The 20,780-nt window shown below is 71.8% G+C and carries 16 protein-coding genes; 9 read left to right on the forward strand and 7 right to left on the reverse strand.

Features of this window, described 5'->3' with window-relative positions; translation table 11 throughout:
• Positions 1-157: 157 nt before the first annotated feature.
• The 4 genes from ACIPKM_RS13350 to ACIPKM_RS13365 all read right to left on the reverse strand — a co-directional run bounded on the left by ACIPKM_RS13350 (position 158) and on the right by ACIPKM_RS13365 (position 4,052).
• Positions 158-1,084, reverse strand: coding sequence for an aldo/keto reductase (locus ACIPKM_RS13350; RefSeq protein WP_402736899.1), 927 nt, complete (start codon positions 1,082-1,084; stop codon positions 158-160).
• 200 nt (positions 1,085-1,284) lie between these two features.
• The gene (locus tag ACIPKM_RS13355) at positions 1,285-1,851 is read right to left on the reverse strand and encodes a TIGR03086 family metal-binding protein (RefSeq protein ID WP_070416636.1); all 567 of its coding nucleotides are present in this window, start codon (positions 1,849-1,851) and stop codon (positions 1,285-1,287) included.
• A gap of 566 nt (positions 1,852-2,417) precedes the next feature.
• Complete coding sequence (locus tag ACIPKM_RS13360) at positions 2,418-2,978, reverse strand: YceI family protein (RefSeq protein ID WP_070416635.1); 561 nt, start codon at positions 2,976-2,978, stop codon at positions 2,418-2,420.
• A gap of 129 nt (positions 2,979-3,107) precedes the next feature.
• The gene (locus ACIPKM_RS13365; protein WP_402736900.1) at positions 3,108-4,052 is read right to left on the reverse strand and encodes a hypothetical protein; all 945 of its coding nucleotides are present in this window, start codon (positions 4,050-4,052) and stop codon (positions 3,108-3,110) included.
• A gap of 394 nt (positions 4,053-4,446) precedes the next feature.
• On the opposite strand from ACIPKM_RS13365, the gene ACIPKM_RS13370 reads away from it, so the two are divergent.
• The 8 genes from ACIPKM_RS13370 (at position 4,447) to ACIPKM_RS13405 (ending at position 13,296) form a co-directional block, all read left to right on the forward strand.
• Positions 4,447-5,451 carry an aldo/keto reductase family protein gene (locus ACIPKM_RS13370; RefSeq protein WP_229087280.1) on the forward strand — a complete coding sequence of 335 codons (1,005 nt, stop codon included), beginning with the start codon at positions 4,447-4,449 and terminating at the stop codon, positions 5,449-5,451.
• A 205-nt stretch (positions 5,452-5,656) separates the two neighbouring features.
• Complete coding sequence (locus tag ACIPKM_RS13375) at positions 5,657-6,154, forward strand: GtrA family protein (protein ID WP_071295941.1); 498 nt, start codon at positions 5,657-5,659, stop codon at positions 6,152-6,154.
• Positions 6,151-7,653 (forward strand): glycosyltransferase, encoded by a 1,503-nt coding sequence (locus ACIPKM_RS13380; RefSeq protein ID WP_071302939.1) that lies wholly within the window; start codon positions 6,151-6,153, stop codon positions 7,651-7,653. The genes ACIPKM_RS13375 and ACIPKM_RS13380 overlap by 4 nt, the downstream gene beginning before the upstream one ends.
• Positions 7,650-9,644, forward strand: coding sequence for an ArnT family glycosyltransferase (locus tag ACIPKM_RS13385; RefSeq protein WP_402717634.1), 1,995 nt, complete (start codon positions 7,650-7,652; stop codon positions 9,642-9,644). Before ACIPKM_RS13380 ends, ACIPKM_RS13385 begins: the two co-directional genes overlap by 4 nt.
• A 53-nt stretch (positions 9,645-9,697) precedes the next feature.
• Positions 9,698-10,519, forward strand: a complete 822-nt coding sequence (locus ACIPKM_RS13390; protein ID WP_309778969.1) for a DUF4397 domain-containing protein — start codon at positions 9,698-9,700, stop codon at positions 10,517-10,519.
• 93 nt (positions 10,520-10,612) lie between these two features.
• Positions 10,613-11,764 (forward strand): glycosyl hydrolase family 8, encoded by a 1,152-nt coding sequence (locus ACIPKM_RS13395; RefSeq protein ID WP_402736901.1) that lies wholly within the window; start codon positions 10,613-10,615, stop codon positions 11,762-11,764.
• A 44-nt stretch (positions 11,765-11,808) separates the two neighbouring features.
• Positions 11,809-12,456: a class F sortase gene (locus ACIPKM_RS13400; protein WP_402736902.1), complete on the forward strand. Its 648-nt coding sequence runs from the start codon at positions 11,809-11,811 to the stop codon at positions 12,454-12,456.
• A gap of 45 nt (positions 12,457-12,501) precedes the next feature.
• Positions 12,502-13,296, forward strand: coding sequence for a polyprenol monophosphomannose synthase (locus tag ACIPKM_RS13405; protein ID WP_071295927.1), 795 nt, complete (start codon positions 12,502-12,504; stop codon positions 13,294-13,296).
• A gap of 435 nt (positions 13,297-13,731) precedes the next feature.
• Here ACIPKM_RS13405 and treZ read toward each other — a convergent pair whose 3' ends face one another.
• From treZ to glgX, 3 genes are read right to left on the reverse strand one after another with little or no spacing between them, the layout of a single operon-like run.
• Positions 13,732-15,486, reverse strand: a complete 1,755-nt coding sequence (gene treZ, locus ACIPKM_RS13410; protein WP_402736903.1) for a malto-oligosyltrehalose trehalohydrolase — start codon at positions 15,484-15,486, stop codon at positions 13,732-13,734.
• Complete coding sequence (gene treY, locus ACIPKM_RS13415) at positions 15,483-17,945, reverse strand: malto-oligosyltrehalose synthase (RefSeq protein ID WP_402736904.1); 2,463 nt, start codon at positions 17,943-17,945, stop codon at positions 15,483-15,485. The genes treZ and treY overlap by 4 nt, the downstream gene beginning before the upstream one ends.
• Complete coding sequence (glgX, locus tag ACIPKM_RS13420; protein ID WP_071301740.1) at positions 17,942-20,179, reverse strand: glycogen debranching protein GlgX; 2,238 nt, start codon at positions 20,177-20,179, stop codon at positions 17,942-17,944. Before glgX ends, treY begins: the two co-directional genes overlap by 4 nt.
• 129 nt (positions 20,180-20,308) lie before the next feature.
• Here glgX and ACIPKM_RS13425 point away from each other — a divergent pair, with 129 nt between their 5' ends.
• On the forward strand, positions 20,309-20,632 hold the full coding sequence (locus tag ACIPKM_RS13425; RefSeq protein WP_070416624.1) for a hypothetical protein: 324 nt from the start codon (positions 20,309-20,311) through the stop codon (positions 20,630-20,632).
• The last annotated feature ends 148 nt before the right edge of the window (positions 20,633-20,780 follow it).

The following is a 20,780-nucleotide window of genomic DNA, read 5'->3' on the forward strand; positions in this document are numbered from 1 at the left end:
CAACCCCCTCGCTGCTCTGGGCGTCGGCGCCCCCCGACAGGGGGGGGGGGGGCGCGGTGCCGGCGTGATCCGGCCGCCCCCCGCCCCCCGGCCGGGGGGCGGGCGGGGGGGGGGGGGCCCCGCGGCCCCCGCGCCTCCCGTCCGTCCGGTGGGTGCGTCAGAAACCGGACGGCACTCGGGGTGTGTACGCGGATTCGAGACGGGTGACCTCGTCGTCCGTGAGCTCGATCGTCGTCGCAGCGACCGCGTCGTCGATGTGGTGCTCCTTCGTCGCGCCGACGATCGGGGCGGAGACCGCGGGCTGCCGCATCACCCACGCGAGGGCGATCTGCGCCATGCTCGCGTCGTGCGCCTCGGCCACCTGCTGCACCGCGTCGACGATCGCGCGGTTGGCGTCCTCGTCCTGCTTGTAGAGCGTCTTGCCGAACTCGTCGGTGTCGGCCCTGTTGCCGGAACCCTGCGCGTCCCAGGGGCGGGTGAGCTTGCCGCGGGCGAGCGGGCTCCACGGGATCACACCGACGCCGGTGTGGGCGCAGAAGGGGTGCATCTCGCGCTCCTCCTCGCGTTCGAGGAGGTTGTACTGGTCCTGCATGCTGACGAACCGCGTCCAGCCGTTCAGGTCGGCCACGTGCTGCATCTCGGCGAACTGCCACGCCCACATGCTGCTCGCGCCGATGTAGCGCGCCTTGCCGGACTTGACGACGTCGTGGAGGGCCTCCATCGTCTCCTCGACCGGGGTGTGCGGGTCGAAGCGGTGGATCTGGTACAGGTCGACGTAGTCCGTGCCGAGGCGGGTCAGCGAGGCGTCGATCTCGTGCATGATCGCCGCCCGCGAGAGCCCTGCGCCGTTGGGGCCTGGGCGCATGCGGTTGAAGACCTTGGTGAAGACCTGGACCTCCTCGCGCGGGGCGAGTTCCTTGAGGAGGGTGCCGGTGATCTCCTCGGAGCTGCCCGCGGAGTAGACGTTCGCGGTGTCGAACGTGGTGATGCCCTGGTCGTAGGCACGGCGGACGAAGGGGCGGGCTTCGTCGATGCCGACGCTCCACTCGTGGGCGCCCTTGTCGGGGTCGCCGTAGGACATCATGCCGAGGATGACGGAGCTGATCTGGAGGCCCGAGGCGCCAAGGCGGGTGGTCGGGGTTGCCGGGCTTGTCGAGCGGGCGGTTTCGGGGGTTGCCGGGCTTGCGGGGCTTGCCGAGCGGGCGGTTTCGGGGTTTGCCGAGCGGGCGGTTTCGGGGGCTGCCGAGCGGGCGGTTTCGGGGGCTGCCGAGCGGGCGGTTTCGGTCATGCTGCCACCCTGGCATCGCGCCCTGTGACCGCGAGGAGGCGGACCTGCAGCGGCGCGTCCTCGTCGACGTCGACCGGTGCGGCGTAGAGCCCGGTCGCGGCGAGGTCCTCGATCTGCGGCTCGAAGTGCTCCCACACGGCCTGCACGAGTTCGTCCGGGAGGGTCTCGTCGCTGCCGGTCGCCCGCGCGAGGTCCCACGTGTGGATCGTGATGTCGCTGGTCTGCTCGGTGAGGTACTGCCCCGCCGGGACGACGTCCGTGGCGAGGTGCACCGGCGTGTCAGCGGGCGTTCTCTGCCACGCCTCGATGGCTTCGGCCGCGAACTTCGCCCACTCGGCCGCGAGGTCGGAGCCGACCGCTTCGAGATCCGCTTCGGCCTGGGCGTAGTCGCACCCCGTCAGGAGCTTCGGGATCCACCGCTGCTCCTCGACGACGTGTCGGACGAGGTCTCGGGTGGTCCATTCGGAGTCGGGGGTCGACGCGTCCCAGTCCGTGACGGCGGCGACGCGGCGGCCGAACTCGGCTGCCGCGAGTGCCTGCAGCGCGATCCAGTCGGTGGCCATGGTGGTGCTCCTGTTCGTGGGTCCTGCGGGTGCGGGGTGCGGGGTGCGGGGTGCTGCGTGTTGGTGGGTGTTCGACGATCGGCCCGGAGGCGGGTTCCCGTGTGTTCCCCTGCAACCTTCCAGCTCGGGTTCCGATTCCCCGCGGCGGTCGCCCGGTGCCGGTCGGCGGACGCTGCGGTCTCACGCTACTGCGCGCAGTCGCCGGGCGAGCGGGCGAAATGTGCGGGGGTGCCACGTCCGTCGGTGCCGAATCCGCCCGATCGGCGCGGGTGGCGCGCGCGACCAGAGACGCCGGCGCGCGCCACGGAGCCGATCGCATGGCGGTCGCGGCGAGCGGGCGGAAGCTGGCGGGTACGTGCCGCGAACCGCGCGTACTCCGCCCGCTCGACGGTGGGACGCGCGAGCGACCGGGCCCAAGCCCCCCGCCTCCACCCCGCAACGACGAACGGCCCGACTCCGTGGGGGAGGAGCCGGGCCGTTCGCTTCGGGTACTGCAGTGTCCTGCGGTTCGATGTCCCTCAGGTCACGCGCAACGCGATGACCTTCGGGTCAGGAGGGACGAGGTGTCAGGCCGCCTGGAGGACGAACTGCACGTCGAGGTTGATCGTCACGTCGTTGCCGAGCGTGAAGCCACCGGCCTCGAGCGCAGCGTTCCAGTTCACGCCGAACTCGGTGCGGTCGATCTTGGTCGTGGCCTCGGCGCCGAACTTGACCTGGCCGTAGCCGTCGGTCGTGAAGCCGCCGAGCTCGGCCTTGAGGACGACCGGCTTGGTGACGCCACGCAGGGTCAGGTCGCCGGCGATGTGCAGGTCGTCGCCCTTGGCCTCGATGCTCGTCGAGCGGAAGGTGAGCTGCGGGTGCTCCTCGGTGAGGAAGAAGTCGCTCGTCTTGAGGTGCTGGTCGCGCTGCTCCTGGCCGGTGTTGATCGACGCGACGTCGATGTTCGCCTCGACGGTCGACTCGAGCGGGTTCTCGGCGGTGACGACGGTGGCGTCGAAGGTCTCGAACTTGCCCTTGACCTTGCTGATCGCGAGGTGGCGGACCGAGAACGTGACCTCGGAGTGGGTGGGGTCGATCTTCCAGGTACCGGTCTGGTAGCCGGGGATGGTCGAGGCGGTGAGCGTCATGGTGACTCCTTCGAAGCGTGTGGACTGCGTTCCCGAGCAGGCGTCGGGCGGAACCACGATTCCATGCGCCTGCATCGAAGTTGATGCTAGCCCATTCTGCACGTGTTTGGTTGAAGCGTCAACTAATGTTCATCTCGATGACGCTGGACGGCGTGTCGGACGTGGGTCGTGCCTCCCGGTCGGCACGCCGTCGAGGAGGCGACGGACGCGCGCCACGAGCGCCTCGATCGCCGGTCCCACGTCGTCCGCGGTGGCGCGCAGCAGCCACCAGCCGGCGTCCTTCAGGTGTTCACCGCGCGTGATGTCCTTACGGAACGTGCGATCGTCGGTGCGGTGGAGGTCGCTCTCGTACTCGATCGCGACACGGGCGTCCGGGTAGGCGAGATCGACGCACGCGACCCACCGGCCGTCCACCACGACGTCGTGGTTCAGGGCGGGTTGCGGCAGACCGCGCCGCGTGAGGGCGAGTCGGAGCCGGGTCTCGCCGGGCGAACGTGACCCTGGGCGCATCTCGGCGAGGGCTGCTCGGACGCGACGGATGCCCCTCGCTCCGCGGTAGCGACGAGCTGCGGCGACCAGTTCGGCGTGGTCGCACCACCCGAGCCAGCCGATGATCGCGTCGCCGACCACGATGAGTTCGTCGCGGCTCAGGAGGGTCGCGAGCGCGACGAACGTGTCCGCTGGGTGGGTCAGCGCCGCGGTGCCCGAGTGGACCACCTGGAGTCTGCCGCGGCGGGCGCGGTGCCCGATCGTCCCGCGGACACGGAGCGCCTGGTCCGTCCCGATCGTCGTCACGTGGACGCGGGGATCGCGCTCGAGCCGGCGCGGGAGCGGGAAGCCGAGGATCGCTGCGGCGGTCGTGTGGCTGAACGCCTGGTCCGGGCGCAGGCGCGGCTGCACCGCTCGTGCGCGCTCGTCGTGCGTCTGCGGACGGGTCCAGGCGCGGATGCCGTGGAACGGGCGGAGGAACGCTCGTGATCGGAGCCGGCCGGCGCTGACGCCGCGGTGCAGGGCTTCGCGCACGCGGAACGGCCGGCCGCGGAGGGCCATCGGGAAGGTCGCGTCGACGTGCATGCGGCCAGCGTGGCCGCCGGTGGCACCGTGCGAGTGGCGTCCGGCCCGATCTGTGGACGGCCGGTGCAAGCGACCGCCTGTGGACGGATGGCCGGCTCGAGGGCGGCTCGGGAGGCGCGGCGCGAGCGGGCGAAATGGCCCCGGTCCCAGCGTGGTCCCGTGGGTATACCGCCCGCTCGCGCATCCCCGCCGCCGGCGTCCGAAGGGCTCGGGAGGCGCGGCGCGAGCGGGCGAAATAGCCCCGGTCCCAGCGCGGTCCCGTGGGTATTCCGCCCGCTCGCGCATCCCCTCCCGCTCGCCCACCCCGCCCCCCACCCCCCCCCGCAGCGCGCCCCCGCACCCAGGTACTCGCACGGCCCCTCACGGCGCGGGGAAGCCCGCTAGCGTCGGGAGCATGGAATTCAGGTACCTGGGCAACTCCGGACTCAAGATCTCCGAGATCACCTACGGCAACTGGCTGACGCACGGCTCGCAGGTCGAGAACGACGTCGCCACCCAGTGCGTGCGGGCAGCGCTCGACGCCGGCATCACCACGTTCGACACCGCGGACACGTACGCGAACACCGCCGCCGAGACCGTCCTCGGCGAGGCACTGAAGGCCGAGCGCCGTCAGTCGCTGGAGATCTTCACGAAGGTCTACTGGCCGACCGGGCCGAAGGGGCACAACGACGTCGGCCTCAGCCGCAAGCACATCATGGAGTCGATCGACGGGTCGCTCGAGCGCCTCCAGACCGACTACGTCGACCTCTACCAGGCGCACCGGTACGACCACGAGACCCCCCTCGAGGAGACGATGCAGGCCTTCGCCGACGTTGTCCGCCAGGGCAAGGCGCTGTACATCGGCGTCAGCGAGTGGAACGCCGAGCAGATCCGCGCCGGTGCCGCGCTCGCGAAGGAGCTCGGCTTCCAGCTCATCTCGAACCAGCCGCAGTACTCGATGCTGTGGCGCGTCATCGAGGGCGAGGTCGTCCCCGCGTCGAAGCAGCTCGGCCTCAGCCAGATCGTCTGGTCGCCGATCGCCCAGGGCGTGCTCACCGGCAAGTACAAGCCCGGCCAGCCGCTGCCCGAGGGCTCCCGCGCCACCGACGAGAAGGGCGGCGCCGACATGATCAAGCGGTTCATGCGCGACGAGGTCCTCGAGGCCGTCCAGCGCCTCCAGCCCGTCGCCGACCAGGCCGGCCTGACCCTGGCGCAGCTCGCCATCGCGTGGACGCTCCAGAACGAGAACGTCGCGAGTGCGATCGTCGGCGCGTCCCGTCCGGAGCAGGTCACCGACAACGTCAAGGCCGCGGGCGTGCGCCTGGACGCCGACGCCCTCGCGGCGATCGACGCAGCCCTGGGGGACATCCCGGAGCGCGACGCGTCGAAGACCGTCAGCCCGGCGTCGCGCCCCGCGTAGACGCGACCACCCTTCCGACCTGGAGGCGGGGGGCCCGCGGCCCCCCCGCCTCCAGTCCGTCGTGGGGGCGCGTCCACCGCGACCCGCATGTGAACAGCGGGTGTCGCGAAACTGGCAGAACCATCCGTAAGTCTGTACCCCACCCAAACCGCCTCGAGAAGCCCCCCGAATCGGGGGCATGACCCGAACCGATACCCCCGTTGTGGTGCCATCCGCAACCGGCGCGGTACCCGTCCCTCCGCGCGCGGCCGTCGCGCGCCTGGTGGTGCTCGCGCGGCAACTCGTCTCCTTCGGCAGCATCGGCGCCGTCTGCTTCGTCATCGACCTCGGCGTCTACAACCTCCTCCGCGCGACCGTGATGCCCGACGGGCCCATCGCCGCGAAGATCGTCTCCGCCGTCGTGTCCACGGCCGTCGCCTGGATCGGCAACCGGTTCATCACGTTCCGGGCCGAGCGGCAGACCGGCCGCCGCGAGACCCTCCGGGAGGGCCTCCTGTTCGCGGTCACCAACCTCATCGGCCTCGGCATCGCCGCCGCGTGCCTCTTCGTCTCGCACTACGTCCTCGGTTTCACCTCCACCCTCGCCGACAACGTCGCCGGCAACGGGGTGGGTCTCGTGCTCGGCACCGCGTTCCGGTTCGCCGCGTACAAGGCCCTCGTCTTCCGTTCCACCGACGCTCACGCGAAGGAGCTCGCCGAATGACCATCTCCGCCACGCTGTGGACGGCCGCAGGGCCGCTGCTCCAGCCGAACGAGGGGACGGCTCCGTCGAGCGTCCCGAACCGCGGCACGACCGACGTCCCGACAGGAGGCTCGGGGCAGCTCCCGCAGGCCGCCTGGTCGGTCGGCGAGTGGGTCGGGTACTCGGCCCTCATCGCGATCTCCGTGCTGCTCACGATCATCGCGCTCACCACGCTGTGGTGGATGCTGCACGCCTGGCGCTCGCGCGACGCGCTCAAGTCGACGAGCTTCAGCCAGACCCCGCGCCCGGCGGCGCACCGGTTCACGCTGCTGGTCCCCGGCCGCCACGAGCAGGACGTCATGGGGGAGACGCTCGACATGCTCGCGAAGCAGGACCACCCGGACTTCGAGATCATCGCGATCGTCGGCGAGGACGACCCCGAGACGGACGCCGTCGTGCGTGCCGCCGCGGCCCGGCACCCCGGGCTCATCACGGTCGTCGTCGACGACACCGCGCCGAAGAACAAGCCGAAGGCGATGAACCTCGCGCTCCAGTACGCGACGGGCGACATCGTCGGCGTGTTCGACGCGGAGGACGAGGTCTACCCGCGGCTGCTCTCCCTGGTCGACTCGCGCTTCCAGGAGACCGACGCCGATGTCGTGCAGGGCGGCGTGCAGCTGATGAACTTCAAGTCGAGCTGGTGGTCGCTCCGGAACGTGCTCGAGTACTACTTCTGGTTCCGCTCGCGCCTGCACTTCCACGCCGGGTCGAAGTTCATCCCGCTCGGCGGCAACACCGTCTTCGTGACGAAGGAACGCCTGGACTGGTCGAACGGCTGGGATGCGCACTGCCTCGCCGAGGACTGCGAGCTCGGCGTCCGGCTCTCCGCCGACGGTGCCAAGGTCGTCGTCGCCTACAGCCCCGAGGCCGTCACCCGCGAGGAGACCCCGCCCACCTTCGCCTCCCTGCTCAAGCAGCGGACCCGGTGGAACCAGGGCTTCCTGCAGGTGCTCGGCAAGGGGGAGTGGAAGAAGCTCCCGTCGTTCCGCCAGCGGTTCTTCGCCCGCTACATGCTGACGATGCCGTTCATCCAGGCGGCCACCGGGCTGCTCATCCCGCTCAGCGTCCTGATGATCCTGTTCGTCAAGGTGCCGACGGCGATCGCCCTCGTGTCGTTCGTGCCCGTCGCCCCGACGCTCATGCTGCTCGCCGTCGAGGTCGTCGGTCTCAACGAGTTCGGTCGGCTCTACAAGGAGAAGGTCCGGATCCGCGACTACGTGAAGCTCGTGCTCGGCCTCGTGCCGTACCAGATCTTCCTCGCCGCAGCGGCGGTCCGGGCCGTGGTCCGGCACGCCAAGGGGCAGAACGGGTGGGAGAAGACCGAGCACACCGGGCAGCACCGCACGGCCGGGCAGTCGGCCGAGGTCGTCGGCTTCGCGAACGCCGTGACCACCGATCGGGCGGACGACCGCTCGGACGACCGTGAACTCGTCGCGTCGACCACCGGAGGGACCCGATGACCGCCAGCATCACCGACACCACCGGCATCCCGATCCGGGGCGCCGTCGCCCGCCAGCGCTCCGGCGTCGGCGCCTGGTTCCGCCGGCACGCCGCGAGCCTCGGCTGGCTCCTCCCCGTCCTCGCCGTGACCGTCGTCGTGCAGTCGTGGAACATGTCCGGCACGCCGCAGCGGATCGACGACGAGGGCACGTACACCGCCCAGGCCTGGGCGATCACGCACCTCGGCGAGATCACCCACTACACGTACTGGTACGACCACCCGCCGCTGGGCTGGATCCAGATCGCCGGGTACACCTCGCTGACCGGGGCGTTCGCGCGCTACCCGTTCGCCGTCGAGGCCGGGCGCGAGGCGATGGTGTTCTTCGCCGCCGTGTCGAGCATCCTGCTGTTCGTCCTCGCCCGCCGACTCGGTGCCGGCCGTGCCACCGCGGCGGTCGCGGGCCTCGTGTTCGCGCTGTCGCCCCTGGCCCTGCAGTACCACCGCACGGTCTACATCGACAACGTCGCGACGCCGTGGCTCCTCGCCGCGTTCGTCCTCGTGCTCAGCCGTCGCCAGCAGCTCGCCGGCTTCGCGGGTGCCGCTGCGTGCCTCGGCATCGCGGTGCTCTCGAAGGAGACGTACCTGCTCGCCCTGCCGTTCCTCATCTGGATCGCGGTGCGCCGGGCCGACCGGAGCACCCGCCGGTACACGCTCAGCGTCGCCGGGGCCGTGCTCGCCGTGATCGGTGGCGGCTACCTGCTGCTCGCCGCGGTGAAGGGCGAGCTCCTGCCCGGCACCGGTCGGGTCAGCCTCTTCGAGGGCATCACCTACCAGCTCGGTTCCCGGGCGGCCAGCGGATCGGTCTTCGACGCGGGGAGCCTCGCGAACGAAGCCGCCGCGCAGTGGTGGGCGCTCGACCCGGTGTTCATCGTGCTCGGCTCGGCCGCAGCGTTCGTCGGGCTGTTCCTCCGCCGGGTGCGCCCGATCGCGGCGATGCTCGTGTTCCTGCTGCTCATGATGTTCCGCCCGAACGGGTACCTGCCCGTGCCGTACGTGATCATGCTCATCCCGTTCGCCGCGCTCCTCGTCGCCTACACCGCCGAACGTGCCGTCCTCACCGTGCTCGGCCGTCTGCGCGGGACCTCGGGGACCGATGCGCGGGCCGTCGTCCGCCGGGGCCTCGGCACCACGTGGGCGGTCGTGACGTCCGCGGCACTCCTCGTCGCCCTCCCGCTCTGGGGCACGCAGCTGCGCGGGTTCGTGCTCGGCAACCTCGACCTGCCGATGCAGCAGGCCGAGCAGTGGGTCGGCGACAACGTCCCGAAGTCCTCGCGGCTGCTCGTGGACGACGCCATGTGGGTCGACCTCGTGCAGGACGGCTTCGCCCGGAACAACGTCATCTGGTACTACAAGCTCGACACCGACGCCGCGGTCGAACGCCAGTCGCCGAACGGCTGGAAGGACTCGGACTACGTCGTCACGACGGACTCCATGCGCACCGGCGGCAACTCGTCGTCGGACATCCGCCAGGCGATCGAGAACTCGACGACCGTCGCCGCGTTCGGCACCGGGAACCAGCGGGTCGACGTCCGACGCATCCACGCCGAGGGGTCGACGGCCGCCGAGGCCGCCATCACCCGCGCGACCGACCTCCGGAAGACGATGGGGACCGAGCTCGCCTCGAACCCGGCGCTCTTCGCCGACGAGGGCACCAAGTCGCAGTTCCGCGCCGGGCAGGTGGACTCGCGGGCGATGATCGCGCTCGGGCAGGTCCTCGCCGACGGATTCGTCGAGGTCGACCGGTTCACGCCGGTGTCCGGCGAGACCGGGCAGCCCTTCCGCCGGGTCGTCCTGCAGGCCCCGGGGAACGCCGAGGCGTCCCGCGTCGAGGCCACCCTCGACGCCATGGCCAGCGGGTTCCGACCCGACTCGGTCGAGCGGGACGGGTCGCGCCTGACCGTCGTCTACGCCCCCGCCGACCCGACCACGACCGCGACGAGCGCCTCGTGACCGCCGCCGCACCCACGCACCAGACCCGAACCACGACCAGAAGGAGCACCACCATGCCCGCACCTCGTCGCACCCTCCTCGTGGGCGCCCTCGCCACGAGCCTCGTCGCCGCAGCCGTCGGCCTCGCGCCGCAAGCAGCGACCGCCGCCACACCCGCCGCCACCTCGAGCGACCAGGGCTGGCTCCGCGTCGGCCACCTCTCCCCGGACACGAAGGGCGTCGACGTCGAGCTGTCGAGCCTGGCCGGCGGCAAGACGGTCTTCGAGCTCGACGACGTCACCTACGGCCAGGTCAGCCCGTACCAGGAGCTCCCGGTCGGCACCTACGTCCTGTCGATGCGCGCCGCCGACGCCCCCGACTCGACCCCGGTCATCTCCACCGACGTCACGGTCGACAAGGGCGACGCGAGCACCGTCGTCGCCTACGGCAAGAACTCGCAGCTCAAGACGACCGCGTTCACCGACGACCTCCAGCAGCCCGGTGACGGCAAGGCGAAGCTCCGGCTCGTGCAGGCCGCGACCACCGCGAAGTCGGTCGACGTGAGCACCTCCGAGGGGACCGCCGTCGCCGAGGACGCCGCCTTCGGCACCGCCACGAAGTACGCCACCGTCGACGCCGGCAAGTGGACGCTCGACGTCTCCGGCAGCGGGCAGCGGGGCACGGCGAAGGTCGACCTCGCGGGCAACACCGTCTCGACCCTGTTCGTGCTCGACGACAGCAAGGGCGACCTCACGGTCGTGCCCGTCACGGACGCGGCAGCCACGGCGTCCACGCCGTCCGGCGGGGTGCAGACCGGTGGTGGCGGCGCGGCCGCCGACCCGGTCGAGCAGGCCACCCACGAGCTGATCGCGACGCTCCGCTCGCTGTTCCGCTGACGCCGGACCGGAGGCGCGGATCACCCCAGCGGATCCGCCCGCGTGATCCGCGCCTCCCGTCCCACACCGCACCCAGTCAGGAAGGCAGGCCGCATGACCCGCAGGACCTGGATCCCCGTGACCGCCGCAGCCGCGGTGCTCGTCGCGCTCGGCATCGCGCTCGTCGCGGTGCGCCCGTGGGGCGCCTCGCAGCCGGAGGCCGGAGGTGCGTCGACCCCGACGTCCTCGGCGGCGCCGGACGCAGCGCGCTCGCCGGAGCAGCTGCGGACGGACTTCCTCGACCGGTACGTGCAGGACGGCCGCGTCGTCCGCACCGACCAGGGCGGCGACACCGTCAGCGAGGGGCAGGCCTACGGGCTCCTGATCGCCTACGCGAACGGCGACCGTGACCGCTTCGGCGAGATCTGGACGTGGACGAAGCGGCACCTGCTCACCGACGACCACCTGCTCGCGTGGCGGTGGACGCCGGACGACGGCATCGCCGACGGGCAATCCGCGAGCGACGCCGACCTCGACGCCGCCAGGGCACTCGTGCTCGCCGGGTCCTCGTGGGACGAGTCCCGGTACACCACGGCGGGGAAGACCATGGCGTCCGCGATCCTCGAGCACGAGACCGCCACGACCGAGCTCGGGACGATCCTGCTGCCCGGGCCGTGGGCCGACTCCGAGCCGTACCGGTACGACGCCTCGTACGCGTCGCCGGCGGCGTACGACGTGCTGGCGAAGGCGACCGGCGACGACCGCTGGGAGGCGCTCGGCTCCGGGTCGCGAGCGGTCACGCGGGCCGTGCTCGCCGGGTCCGACCTGCCGAGTGACTGGTCCCAGGTGCACGCCGACGGCACGGTCGACCCGATGCCCGCGACCGGTGGCGACGACCGGGTGCTGTACGGGTACGACGCGATGCGGCTGCCGCTCCGGTACGCCGAGGCCTGCGCCGCGCAGGACCGGTCCCTGGCCGGGTCGATCGCGCCGACGCTCCGGCGGCAGACGCAGTTGGCGGCACAGCTCGACCTCGGCGGGACGGCCGTGACGGGCGACACGAACGCGCTGGCGTACGTGGCGCGGGCCGCGGCGGAGCAGGCCTCCGGGCAGTCGGCAGCGGCGGCGACGGACCTGCGCCGGGCGGACCGGACGGCTGCGACGACGCCGACGTACTACGGGGACGCGTGGGCGGCGCTCGGCGCGACGATGCTCACGTCCGACGTGCTCGGCGGGTGCGCGACGCGTGCCGGGGGTGCCTCGTGAGCGGGCGGCGGCGGGCCGGTGGTGGCGGACCGCGGCGGCGCGGCGTGCTCGTCGGGGCCGTCGTGGCCGGGGTGCTCGTGGTGGGCGGGGTCACCGGCGTCGCGGTCGCGGCCACCAACGGGACCGGGGGACCGACGGTGGCCGACTCGGCCTCGCCGACCGCCGGATCGTCGGGCACTGCGGCACCCGCGGCCGGGAGCGCGACCGACGGCTTCCAGGACCCGGCAGCCCCCGCCGCACGGTCCGACGCCACCCCGGTCCGCGTGACCATCCCCGCCATCGGGGTGTCCTCGTCGCTCGAGGACCTCCACCGCGGCGCCGCCGGCGAACTCGACCCGCCGAAGGACTGGGACAGCGCCGGGTGGTTCAGCGACGGCATCGTCCCGGGTGAGGTCGGCCCCGCCGTCATCGCCGGGCACGTCGACAGCCCCACCGCCGCAGCCGTCTTCTTCCGGCTCGACGAACTGGTCCCCGGTGACGAGGTCCACGTCGCCATGTCCGACGGCTCCACCCGCACCTTCACGGTGGACCGGTCCGAACGGGCGGCGAAGTCGGCGTTCCCCACGAGCGACGTCTACGGCACCGCCCCCACACCTCAGCTGCGCCTCATCACGTGTGACGGCACGTTCGACACGGCCACAGGTCATTACACGGACAATCTGATCGTGTTCGCAGACCTCTCGTCGGACTGACGCAGCGACCGGCCGATATCTTCGATGTCAAGCGCAAGGAGCACCATGAGCACGACACTGGTCATCATCCCGACCTACGACGAGGCGGAGAACGTCCGCCCCATCGTCGAGCGCACCCTGGCGGCCACCGACGCCGACGTGCACGTGCTCGTCGTGGACGACAACTCCCCGGACGGCACCGGCGACATCGCCGACCAGATCGCGCGTGAGACCGACCGGGTGCACGTGATGCACCGCACCGTGAAGGACGGCCTCGGCGGTGCGTACCTCGCCGGGTTCGCCTGGGGCCTCGAGCACGGGTACGACAAGCTCGTCGAGATGGACGCGGACGGCTCCCACCACCCCGAGTACCTGCCCTGGATGATCGAGCTCGCCGACACGAACGACCTCGTCCTCGGCTCGCGCTGGATCAAGGGCGGCGCCGTGGAGAACTGGCCCTGGTACCGCGAGCTCCTCTCGCGCGGCGGCAACCTCTACACGCGCCTCGCCCTCGGCATCGCGGTGCGTGACGCGACCGGCGGGTTCCGGGTGTTCACCTCGCGGGCGTTCGAGCGCATCGACCTCGCCGGCGTCGCCTCGAAGGGCTACTGCTTCCAGGTCGACCTCTGCTGGCGCGCGCTCGAGGCCGGTCTGCGCGTCGTCGAGACCCCGATCACGTTCACCGAGCGGGAGTTCGGCGTCTCGAAGATGAGCGGCAACATCGTCCGCGAGAGCCTCACCCTCGTCACGAAGTGGGGCATCGACCGTCGCATCCGTGAGGCCCGGTCCCTCGTCAAGGACCACCGCCGACTGCCGTCGGTGCGGGCGAACGCGCACGCGGTCGCCGACCACGCGGCCTGACGGGCTGCTGACGGGCTTCCCGGAGGCGGGGGGGCGGGGGGGCCCCCCCCCCCCCCCCGGGCCGGGCGGGGGGGGGGGGGGGCGCCCGGGGGGGGGGGGGCGGGGGGCCCCCCCGCCTCCGGTCCGTCCGTGGTCGCGTCGCGTCTGTGGTCGCGGGGCGTCCGTGGTCGCGGCGCGTCCGCGTGGCGCGTCCGCGTGGCGTGTCCGCGTGGCGCGAAAGCGACTCCGTGCGGATCCGTCCGCCGTTCGTGGCGGCAGGGCGACAGGTCCCCGGACGTCGACAGCGGGTGTCTGTCGCTTTCGCGGAGGCGCCCGTCGAGGGGCGAGGCAGGCCCGGCGAGGAGTGCGGGCGGGCAGACGAACGGCCCGCGGCGGAGTCGCCACGGGCCGTTCGGTTCGCGCTGGTCGGCTTCGGGCTGACCAGCTTCGCGCTCATCAGCGCAGGACGACGACACCCCGCCCCGTGAAGCGGACGCAGTCCGTCGCGACGTCGGCCTCGCCGAAGCGGTAGAGCTCCTCGCCGGTGGCGCCGGGGACGGGCACCTCGGCCGCGTCGTCGAGGAAGTTCACCACGACGTGCACCGGCCGGGCGTCCGGGCCGAGCAACCCGCGCGTGAGCACGAGCCAGCGCCGGTCCTCGCTGCAGCGCACGGCGTTCGCCTCGTACCGCTGGTCGACGAAGGCCTGGTCGGTCCGCCGCAGGGCGACGAGCACGCGGTAGGCCCGGAGGATCGCCGCACCCCGCTCGGAATCGACGTCCGACCAGTCGAGCTTCGAGTTCGTGAACGTCGTCGGGTCCTGTGGGTCCGGCACGGCCGACTCGTCCCAGCCGTGCTCGGCGAACTCCTTGATGCGACCCTCGGCCGTGGCCTTGCCGAGCTCCGGTTCGGGGTGCGACGTGAAGAACTGCCACGGGGTCGAGGCGGCGAACTCCTCGCCCATGAAGAGCATCGGCGTGAACGGGCCGAGCAGCGTCAGGGCCGCGGCGATCACGAGACCCTCGTCGCTCACGGTCGCCGCGAGACGGTCGCCCGCGGCACGGTTGCCGATCTGGTCGTGGTTCTGGTTCGCGACGACGAGGGCCGTCGTCGGCGAGGTCCCGCGGTCGATCGGTCGCCCGTGCCGCTTCCCCCGGAACGACGACCACGTGCCGTCGTGGAAGAACCCGTGCTCGAGGACCTTCGCCAGCGCCGAGAGCGGTGCGAAGTCGGCGTAGTAGCCGTTCGTCTCACCCGTCAGCGCGACGTGGACCGCGTGGTGGAAGTCGTCCGACCACTGCCCGGCGAGGCCGTAGCCCGAGGCCTCCTGCGGGCGGAACATGATCGGGTCGTTGAGGTCGGACTCCGCGATGAGCGAGAGCGGCCGCCCGACGAAGGCGGAGTACGCGTCCGTCTCGGAGGCCATCGCCTGCAGCACGTGCGGGCGGGTGGTGTCCCGCAGGGCGTGCACGGCGTCGAGCCGGAGCCCGTCGACGTGGTGGTCGCGGAACCACATCCGGACGTTGTCGAGCACGTACCGACGGACCTCGGGGTGTTCGACGTTCACCGAGTCGCCCCAGGTGTTGCCGAGCCCCTGCAGCAGGTACGGCCCGTACAGCGGCAGGTAGTTGCCGCTCGGCCCGAGGTGGTTGTACACGACGTCCTGGATGACCCCGAGGCCGAGTGCGTGCGCACGGTCGACGAAGCGGTCGTACGCGTCCGGGCCGCCGTACGGGGCGTGCACCGCGAACCAGCCGACGCCGTCGTAGCCCCAGTTCCACTCGCCGTTCACCGCGTTGACGGGCAGGAGCTCGACGAACTCCACGCCGAGCTCGACGAGGTGGTCGAGCTTCGCGGCCGCGGCGTCGAGCGTGCCCTCGGGCGTGAAAGTGCCGACGTGCATCTCGTAGATCACGCCGCCGCGTGCCGGACGCCCGGTCCAAGCGTCGTCCGTCCACGAGAACCGTGCGGGGTCGACGACCTCGGACGGGCCGTGCACCCCCTCGGGCTGGAAGCGGCTGCGCGGATCGGGCCGCACCGCGTCGTCGTCGCCGACGCGGAAGCCGTAGCGGGCTCCGACGACGGGGACGATCGCATCGGTCGTCCACCAGTCGTCGGTGCCGCGGGTCAGCGGGTACTCGGTGCCGTCGACCACGAGGCGCACGCGCTCCGGTGTCGGCGCCCAGACGGCGTAGCGGTCGGGTGCGGTCATGCGTGACCCTCCAGGATGTCGATCTCGGCCTGCGCGTCGGACTCACCGGCAGAGCCGGAGCCGCTGTCGGCGGTCGCCCCGCTGTCGGCGTGGGTCTCCGTGCCGTGGTCCGTCGCCTCGGCCACGTGCGCCGGCACGAGCAGTGCGACGGGGTAGTCGGTGAGCAGTTCGGCGAGGGCGATTCCCCGGCCGGCCGGCACGCTGCGGCCGGTGAGCAGGTCGACGCGGTCCTGGGGCACGGCGTGCACGAGGGTGTCGCCCCATCCGCCGACCCGTTCGAGCCCGATCGGCAGGCGCGTCGCGATCGTGACCGCGCCCCCACGGTCGAACGCGATCACGTGGTCCGCCGCGCTGCCGGTCGCCTCGAGCGCGAGATACCGGGTGAAGAGCTCCGGGTGGTCGCGCCGCACACGGAGCGCACGACTCGTCACCAGGAGCTTCGCCGCACCGTCGAGCCCGACGTCGGGGAGCCGTTCGGGGCCGTCGTCGTCCGGGCCGTCGAGTTCGGCCAGGACGTGCCGGCGCTCGGTGTAGTCCACCGGCCGACGGTTGTCCGGGTCGACGAGCGAGCGGTCCCAGAACTCGGTGCCCTGGTAGACGTCCGGCACCCCGGGCGCGGTGAGCTGCACGAGCTTCTGTCCGAGCCCGTTCGACCACCCGGCGGCGTCGATCCGTTCGTCGAGCGCATCGAGCACGGCGACCACGGCCGGGTCGTCGAACGCGGCGTCGACGAGCGCGTGCATGCGGCGTTCGAAGTCCTCGTCCGGAGCCGTCCACGTGGTGCTGTCGCCGGCTTCGCGCGAGGCCTTCTCGGCGTAGGCGTGCAGGCGTTCCCGGCTTGCCGGGCGCGCGCCGACGATCGCCTGCCAGAGCAGGTCGGCCAGGACGGCGTCCTCGAGCGGGGCGAGGGACTGCAGGCGTTCGAGCGTCGACGCCCACTCGTGCCCGAGCTCGGCGAGCACGGCGATGCGCGCGCGGGTGTCCTCGCTGCGCTTGGTGTCGTGCGTCGTGAGGGTCGTCATCGTGTGCGGCCAGCTGCCGAGCCGGTCGCGCTGCGCCTGGTGGAAGGCACGGACCGACACCGAGAACACGCTCGGGTCGCCGCCGACCTCGCTCAGGGACGTCAGGCGGGAGGTCCGGTAGAACGCGGTGTCCTCGACGCCCTTCGCCATCACCATGCCGCTCGTCTGCTGGAGGCGGATCGCCGCGGCGTTCGCGGGGTCGACCAGCGCCGGGGCGATCCGGTCGATGACGTCGTCGAGGTCCGGCCGCGCCGAGGCCGCACCTTCGAGGGCGTCGATGAGGTGGTGCGCGCCCTCGGGCAGGTACGTCCGGTACACGTCGAACGAGGCCACGATCTCGGCGACCGCGTCGACGATCCGCTCGTGGGGGAGCGGTGCGGACGCGGCGCTGCCGGTGCCGGGGCCGAGCAGCCGCGCGAGCCGCTCGACCTCGCTGCCGAGGATGCCGTCCGCGATGTCGCGACGGGTGTCGTGCGTCAGCTGCTGCCAGTCGGTCGGCTCGGCCCCGGACGCCGCGGTCAGCGAGTCCTCGCCGGCGGGGTCGACGAACACCCGGTCGAGCACGCCGAGGGCGTCGTAGCCGGTGGTGCCGTCGACCGGCCAGCTCGCGGGGAGTTCCTCGCCCGGCTCGAGGATCTTCTCGACGAGCGTGTACGCGCCGTCGGTGAGCGCCGCGAGGTCCTGCAGGTAGCCGGCGGGGTCGTACAGCCCGTCGGGGTGGTCGATGCGGAGTCCGTCGACGAGGCCGTCACGGAACCACGCGCCGATCGTGCCGTGGGAGGCCGCGAAGACCTCGGGTTCCTCGACCCGGATCGCCGCGAGCGTGTTCACCGCGAAGAAGCGCCGGTAGTTCAGCTCGTGGTCGGCGCGCTTCCAGTGCACGAACTCGTAGTGCTGCCGGGCGTGGACGTCGGCCACCGAGTCGCCGTCGTGCACCGTGCCCGGGGCGGTCGGGTAGGCCGTGTCGCCCAGGTACAGCCGGCCGTCACGCAGGTCGACCGCGTCGAGCAGCCGGTCGTCGAGCACCGGGACGCGGAGCTTGCCGTCCCCGGCGTCCCAGTCGACGTCGAAGGCCCAGGCGACGGGGGAGCCCTGGCCGTGCTCGAGCAGGGACCACCACCACGGGTTCACCTCGGGCGTGGCCACACCGACGTGGTTCGGCACGACGTCCACCAGGACACCGAGGCCGACGGCGTGGGCGGCGTCGGCGAGCGCTCGGAGCGCCTCGTCACCGCCGCGCTCGGTGTCGACGTGGCCGTGGTCGACGACGTCGTAGCCGTGCTGGGACCCGGGCTCGGCCTGCAGCACCGGGGAGAGGTAGAGCCAGTCCGCGCCGAGGTCGCGCACGTAGTCGACGACGTCGCGTGCGGCCGACAGGTCGAAGTCCGGCGTGACCTGCAGCCGGTACGTCGAGGTCGGGACGCGCCGGGCGGTCACTGCTGGCCGCCGCTCGTGGCGGAGGGAGCCGTGGCGCCGGCGGGGTTCACCGGTGTGACGGCGTCCTGCGGTGCTGCGGTGGCCGGTCGTGACGAGTCGGTGTCCACCGGGGTCACCGTGACCTCGTGGTCGGGCTCGGCCCGCAGCACGATCATCGAGCGTGCCGGGACGTCCAGCGGGGTGCCGGCGTCGAGGACCTCGTCACGCGCACCCGGTTCGGCGGTGTCGATCCGCACCGTCCAGCCCGGCGAGTACTCCTCGGGGGGCAGTGTGAACGTCACGGTGTCGTCGTGCGCGTTGAAGTACGTGATGAAGGCGACGTCGGTGACACGCTCGCCGCGGGAGTCGCGCCCGCGGATCCCGTTGCCGTTCAGGTACATGCCGACGCTCTTGCCGAAGCCGGAGTCCCAGTCCTCGGGTTCCATGGCGTCGCCGGAGGGCGTGAGCCACACGACGTCCGGCAGCGGCTCGTCCTGCCCGCGACGGACCGGACGCCCGTTGAAGTACCGCGTGCGGCGGAACGTCGGGTGGTCGTGCCGGAGCTTCACGACGTCGGCCGTGAACTGGATGAGGTCGTCGTCGGCGGCGTCCCAGTCGATCCAGCTCAGCGCGGAGTCCTGGGCGTACACGTTGTTGTTGCCGGACTGCGTGCGCCCGAGCTCGTCGCCGTGGGCGATCATCGGCACGCCCTGGCTGAGCAGCAGCGTCGCGAGGAAGTTCCGTCGGCGCTGCAGCCGCAGGGCGTTGATCGACTCGTCGTCGGTCGGACCCTCGGCACCGGAGTTCCACGACCGGTTGTGGCTCTCGCCGTCGTTGTTGTCCTCGCCGTTGGCCTCGTTGTGCTTCTCGTTGTAGGCGACGAGGTCGTACAGCGTGAAGCCGTCGTGCGCCGTGATGAAGTTGATGCTCGCCTTCGGCGTGCGGCCGTCGTGCTCGTAGAGGTCTGCCGAGCCCGAGATCCGCGAGGCGAACTCGCCGAGGGTGGACGGCTCTCCCCGCCAGAAGTCGCGGACGGTGTCGCGGTACTTGCCGTTCCACTCGGACCACTGCGGCGGGAAGTTGCCGACCTGGTAGCCACCGGGGCCGACGTCCCACGGCTCGGCGATCAGCTTCACCTGGGACACGATCGGGTCCTGCTGGACCAGTTCGAAGAACGCCGCCAGCCGGTCCACCTCGTAGAACTCACGCGCCAGGGCGGCCGCGAGGTCGAAGCGGAAGCCGTCCACGTGCATCTCGGTGACCCAGTACCGCAGCGAGTCCATGATGAGCTGCAGCGAGTGCGGGTGCCCGACGTTGAGCGAGTTGCCCGTGCCCGTGGTGTCCATGTAGTACCGCTTGTCGTCCTCGACGAGGCGGTAGTAGGCGGCGTTGTCGATCCCGCGGAAGGACAGCGTCGGTCCGAGGTGGTTCCCCTCGGCCGTGTGGTTGTACACCACGTCGAGGACGACCTCGATGCCGGCACGGTGCAGTTCGCGGACCATCGCCTTGAACTCCTGCACCTGCTGTCCGTGGTCGCCCGAGGACGAGTAGTGCGAGTGCGGCGCGAAGAACCCGATCGTGTTGTAGCCCCAGTAGTTCGACAGCCCCTTGTCCTGCAGGGTCGAGTCGTTGACGAACTGGTGCACGGGCATGAGTTCGAGCGTGGTGACGCCGAGCCGCTGCAGGTGCGCGATCACGGCCGGGTGCGCGACACCCGCGTACGTCCCCCGCTGTTCCTCGGGCACGTCGGGGTGCGTCTCGGTGAGGCCCTTGACGTGTGCCTCGTAGATCACCGTCTCGCCGTAGGGGATCCGAGGAGCCCGGTCGCCCTGCCAGTCGAAGAACGGGTTGATGACGACGCCCTTCATCATGTGGGGCGCCGAGTCCTGGTCGTCGGTCGAGTCCGGGTCGCCGAACGTGTACGAGAAGAGCGCCTGGTCCCAGTCGATGTCCCCGCTGGTCGCCTTGGCGTACGGGTCGAGGAGCAGCTTGTTCGCGTTGGCGCGGAGCCCTTTCTCGGGGGCGTACTCGCCGTGCACCCGGAAGCCGTACTGCTGCCCGGGGCCGACGTTCGGGAGGTAGGCGTGCCAGACGTACGCATCGACCTCGACGAGGTCGATGCGCTGTTCGTTCCCGTCGTCGTCGAAGAGACAGAGTTCCACGCGTTCGGCGACCTCGCTGAAGAGGGCGAAGTTCGTGCCGCTCCCGTCGTAGGTCGCCCCGAGCGGGTACGGGTTGCCGGGCCAGGTGTGCAAACGGTCCTCCAGGTGTGGGTCCCGCCAACATATCGGCGGGAGCCGACCGCGTCCGCAGACAAGCTCCGGCCGTGGACGGATGCGCGGGCAGCTCTGCCTGTGGAGGAACGGGCGAGTAGCGTCGCGCGCATGGCCAACATCGTCACGCAGATCGCAGAGAAGGTACGCCCCGTCGGCGTGTCCACGAACTACGGGGAGCCGGTCGAGGTCGGCGACCAGACCCTCATCCCGGTGTCCCTCGGCTGGTTCGGCTTCGGTGGGGGCGGGGACGGCGACGACAACGGTGGCGGAGGCGGCGGTGCCGTCTCCATCCCGATCGGCGCCTACGTCCGACGCCCCGGCAAGGACCTCGAGTTCGAGCCGAACCTCATCTCCCTCCTCGCGGTGAGCGTCCCGGTCATCTGGGTGACCGGCACCGTCCTGCGGAAGCTGGTCCGCGTCCTGAAGAAGTGACCCACTGACGGACCTGGAGGCGGGGGGGGGGGGCGCCCCCCCCCCCCCCCCCCGCCCCCCCGGGGGGCCCCCCCCCCCCCCCCCCCCCCCCCCCAAAAACCGGGGGCCCCCCACCCCCGACGGGAAGCCGCGCCGGGGGGGCCGGCGG

It is taken from the genome of Curtobacterium sp. NPDC086286 (assembly GCF_044746255.1).
In the GTDB taxonomy this organism is placed as follows: Bacteria; Actinomycetota; Actinomycetes; order Actinomycetales; family Microbacteriaceae; genus Curtobacterium.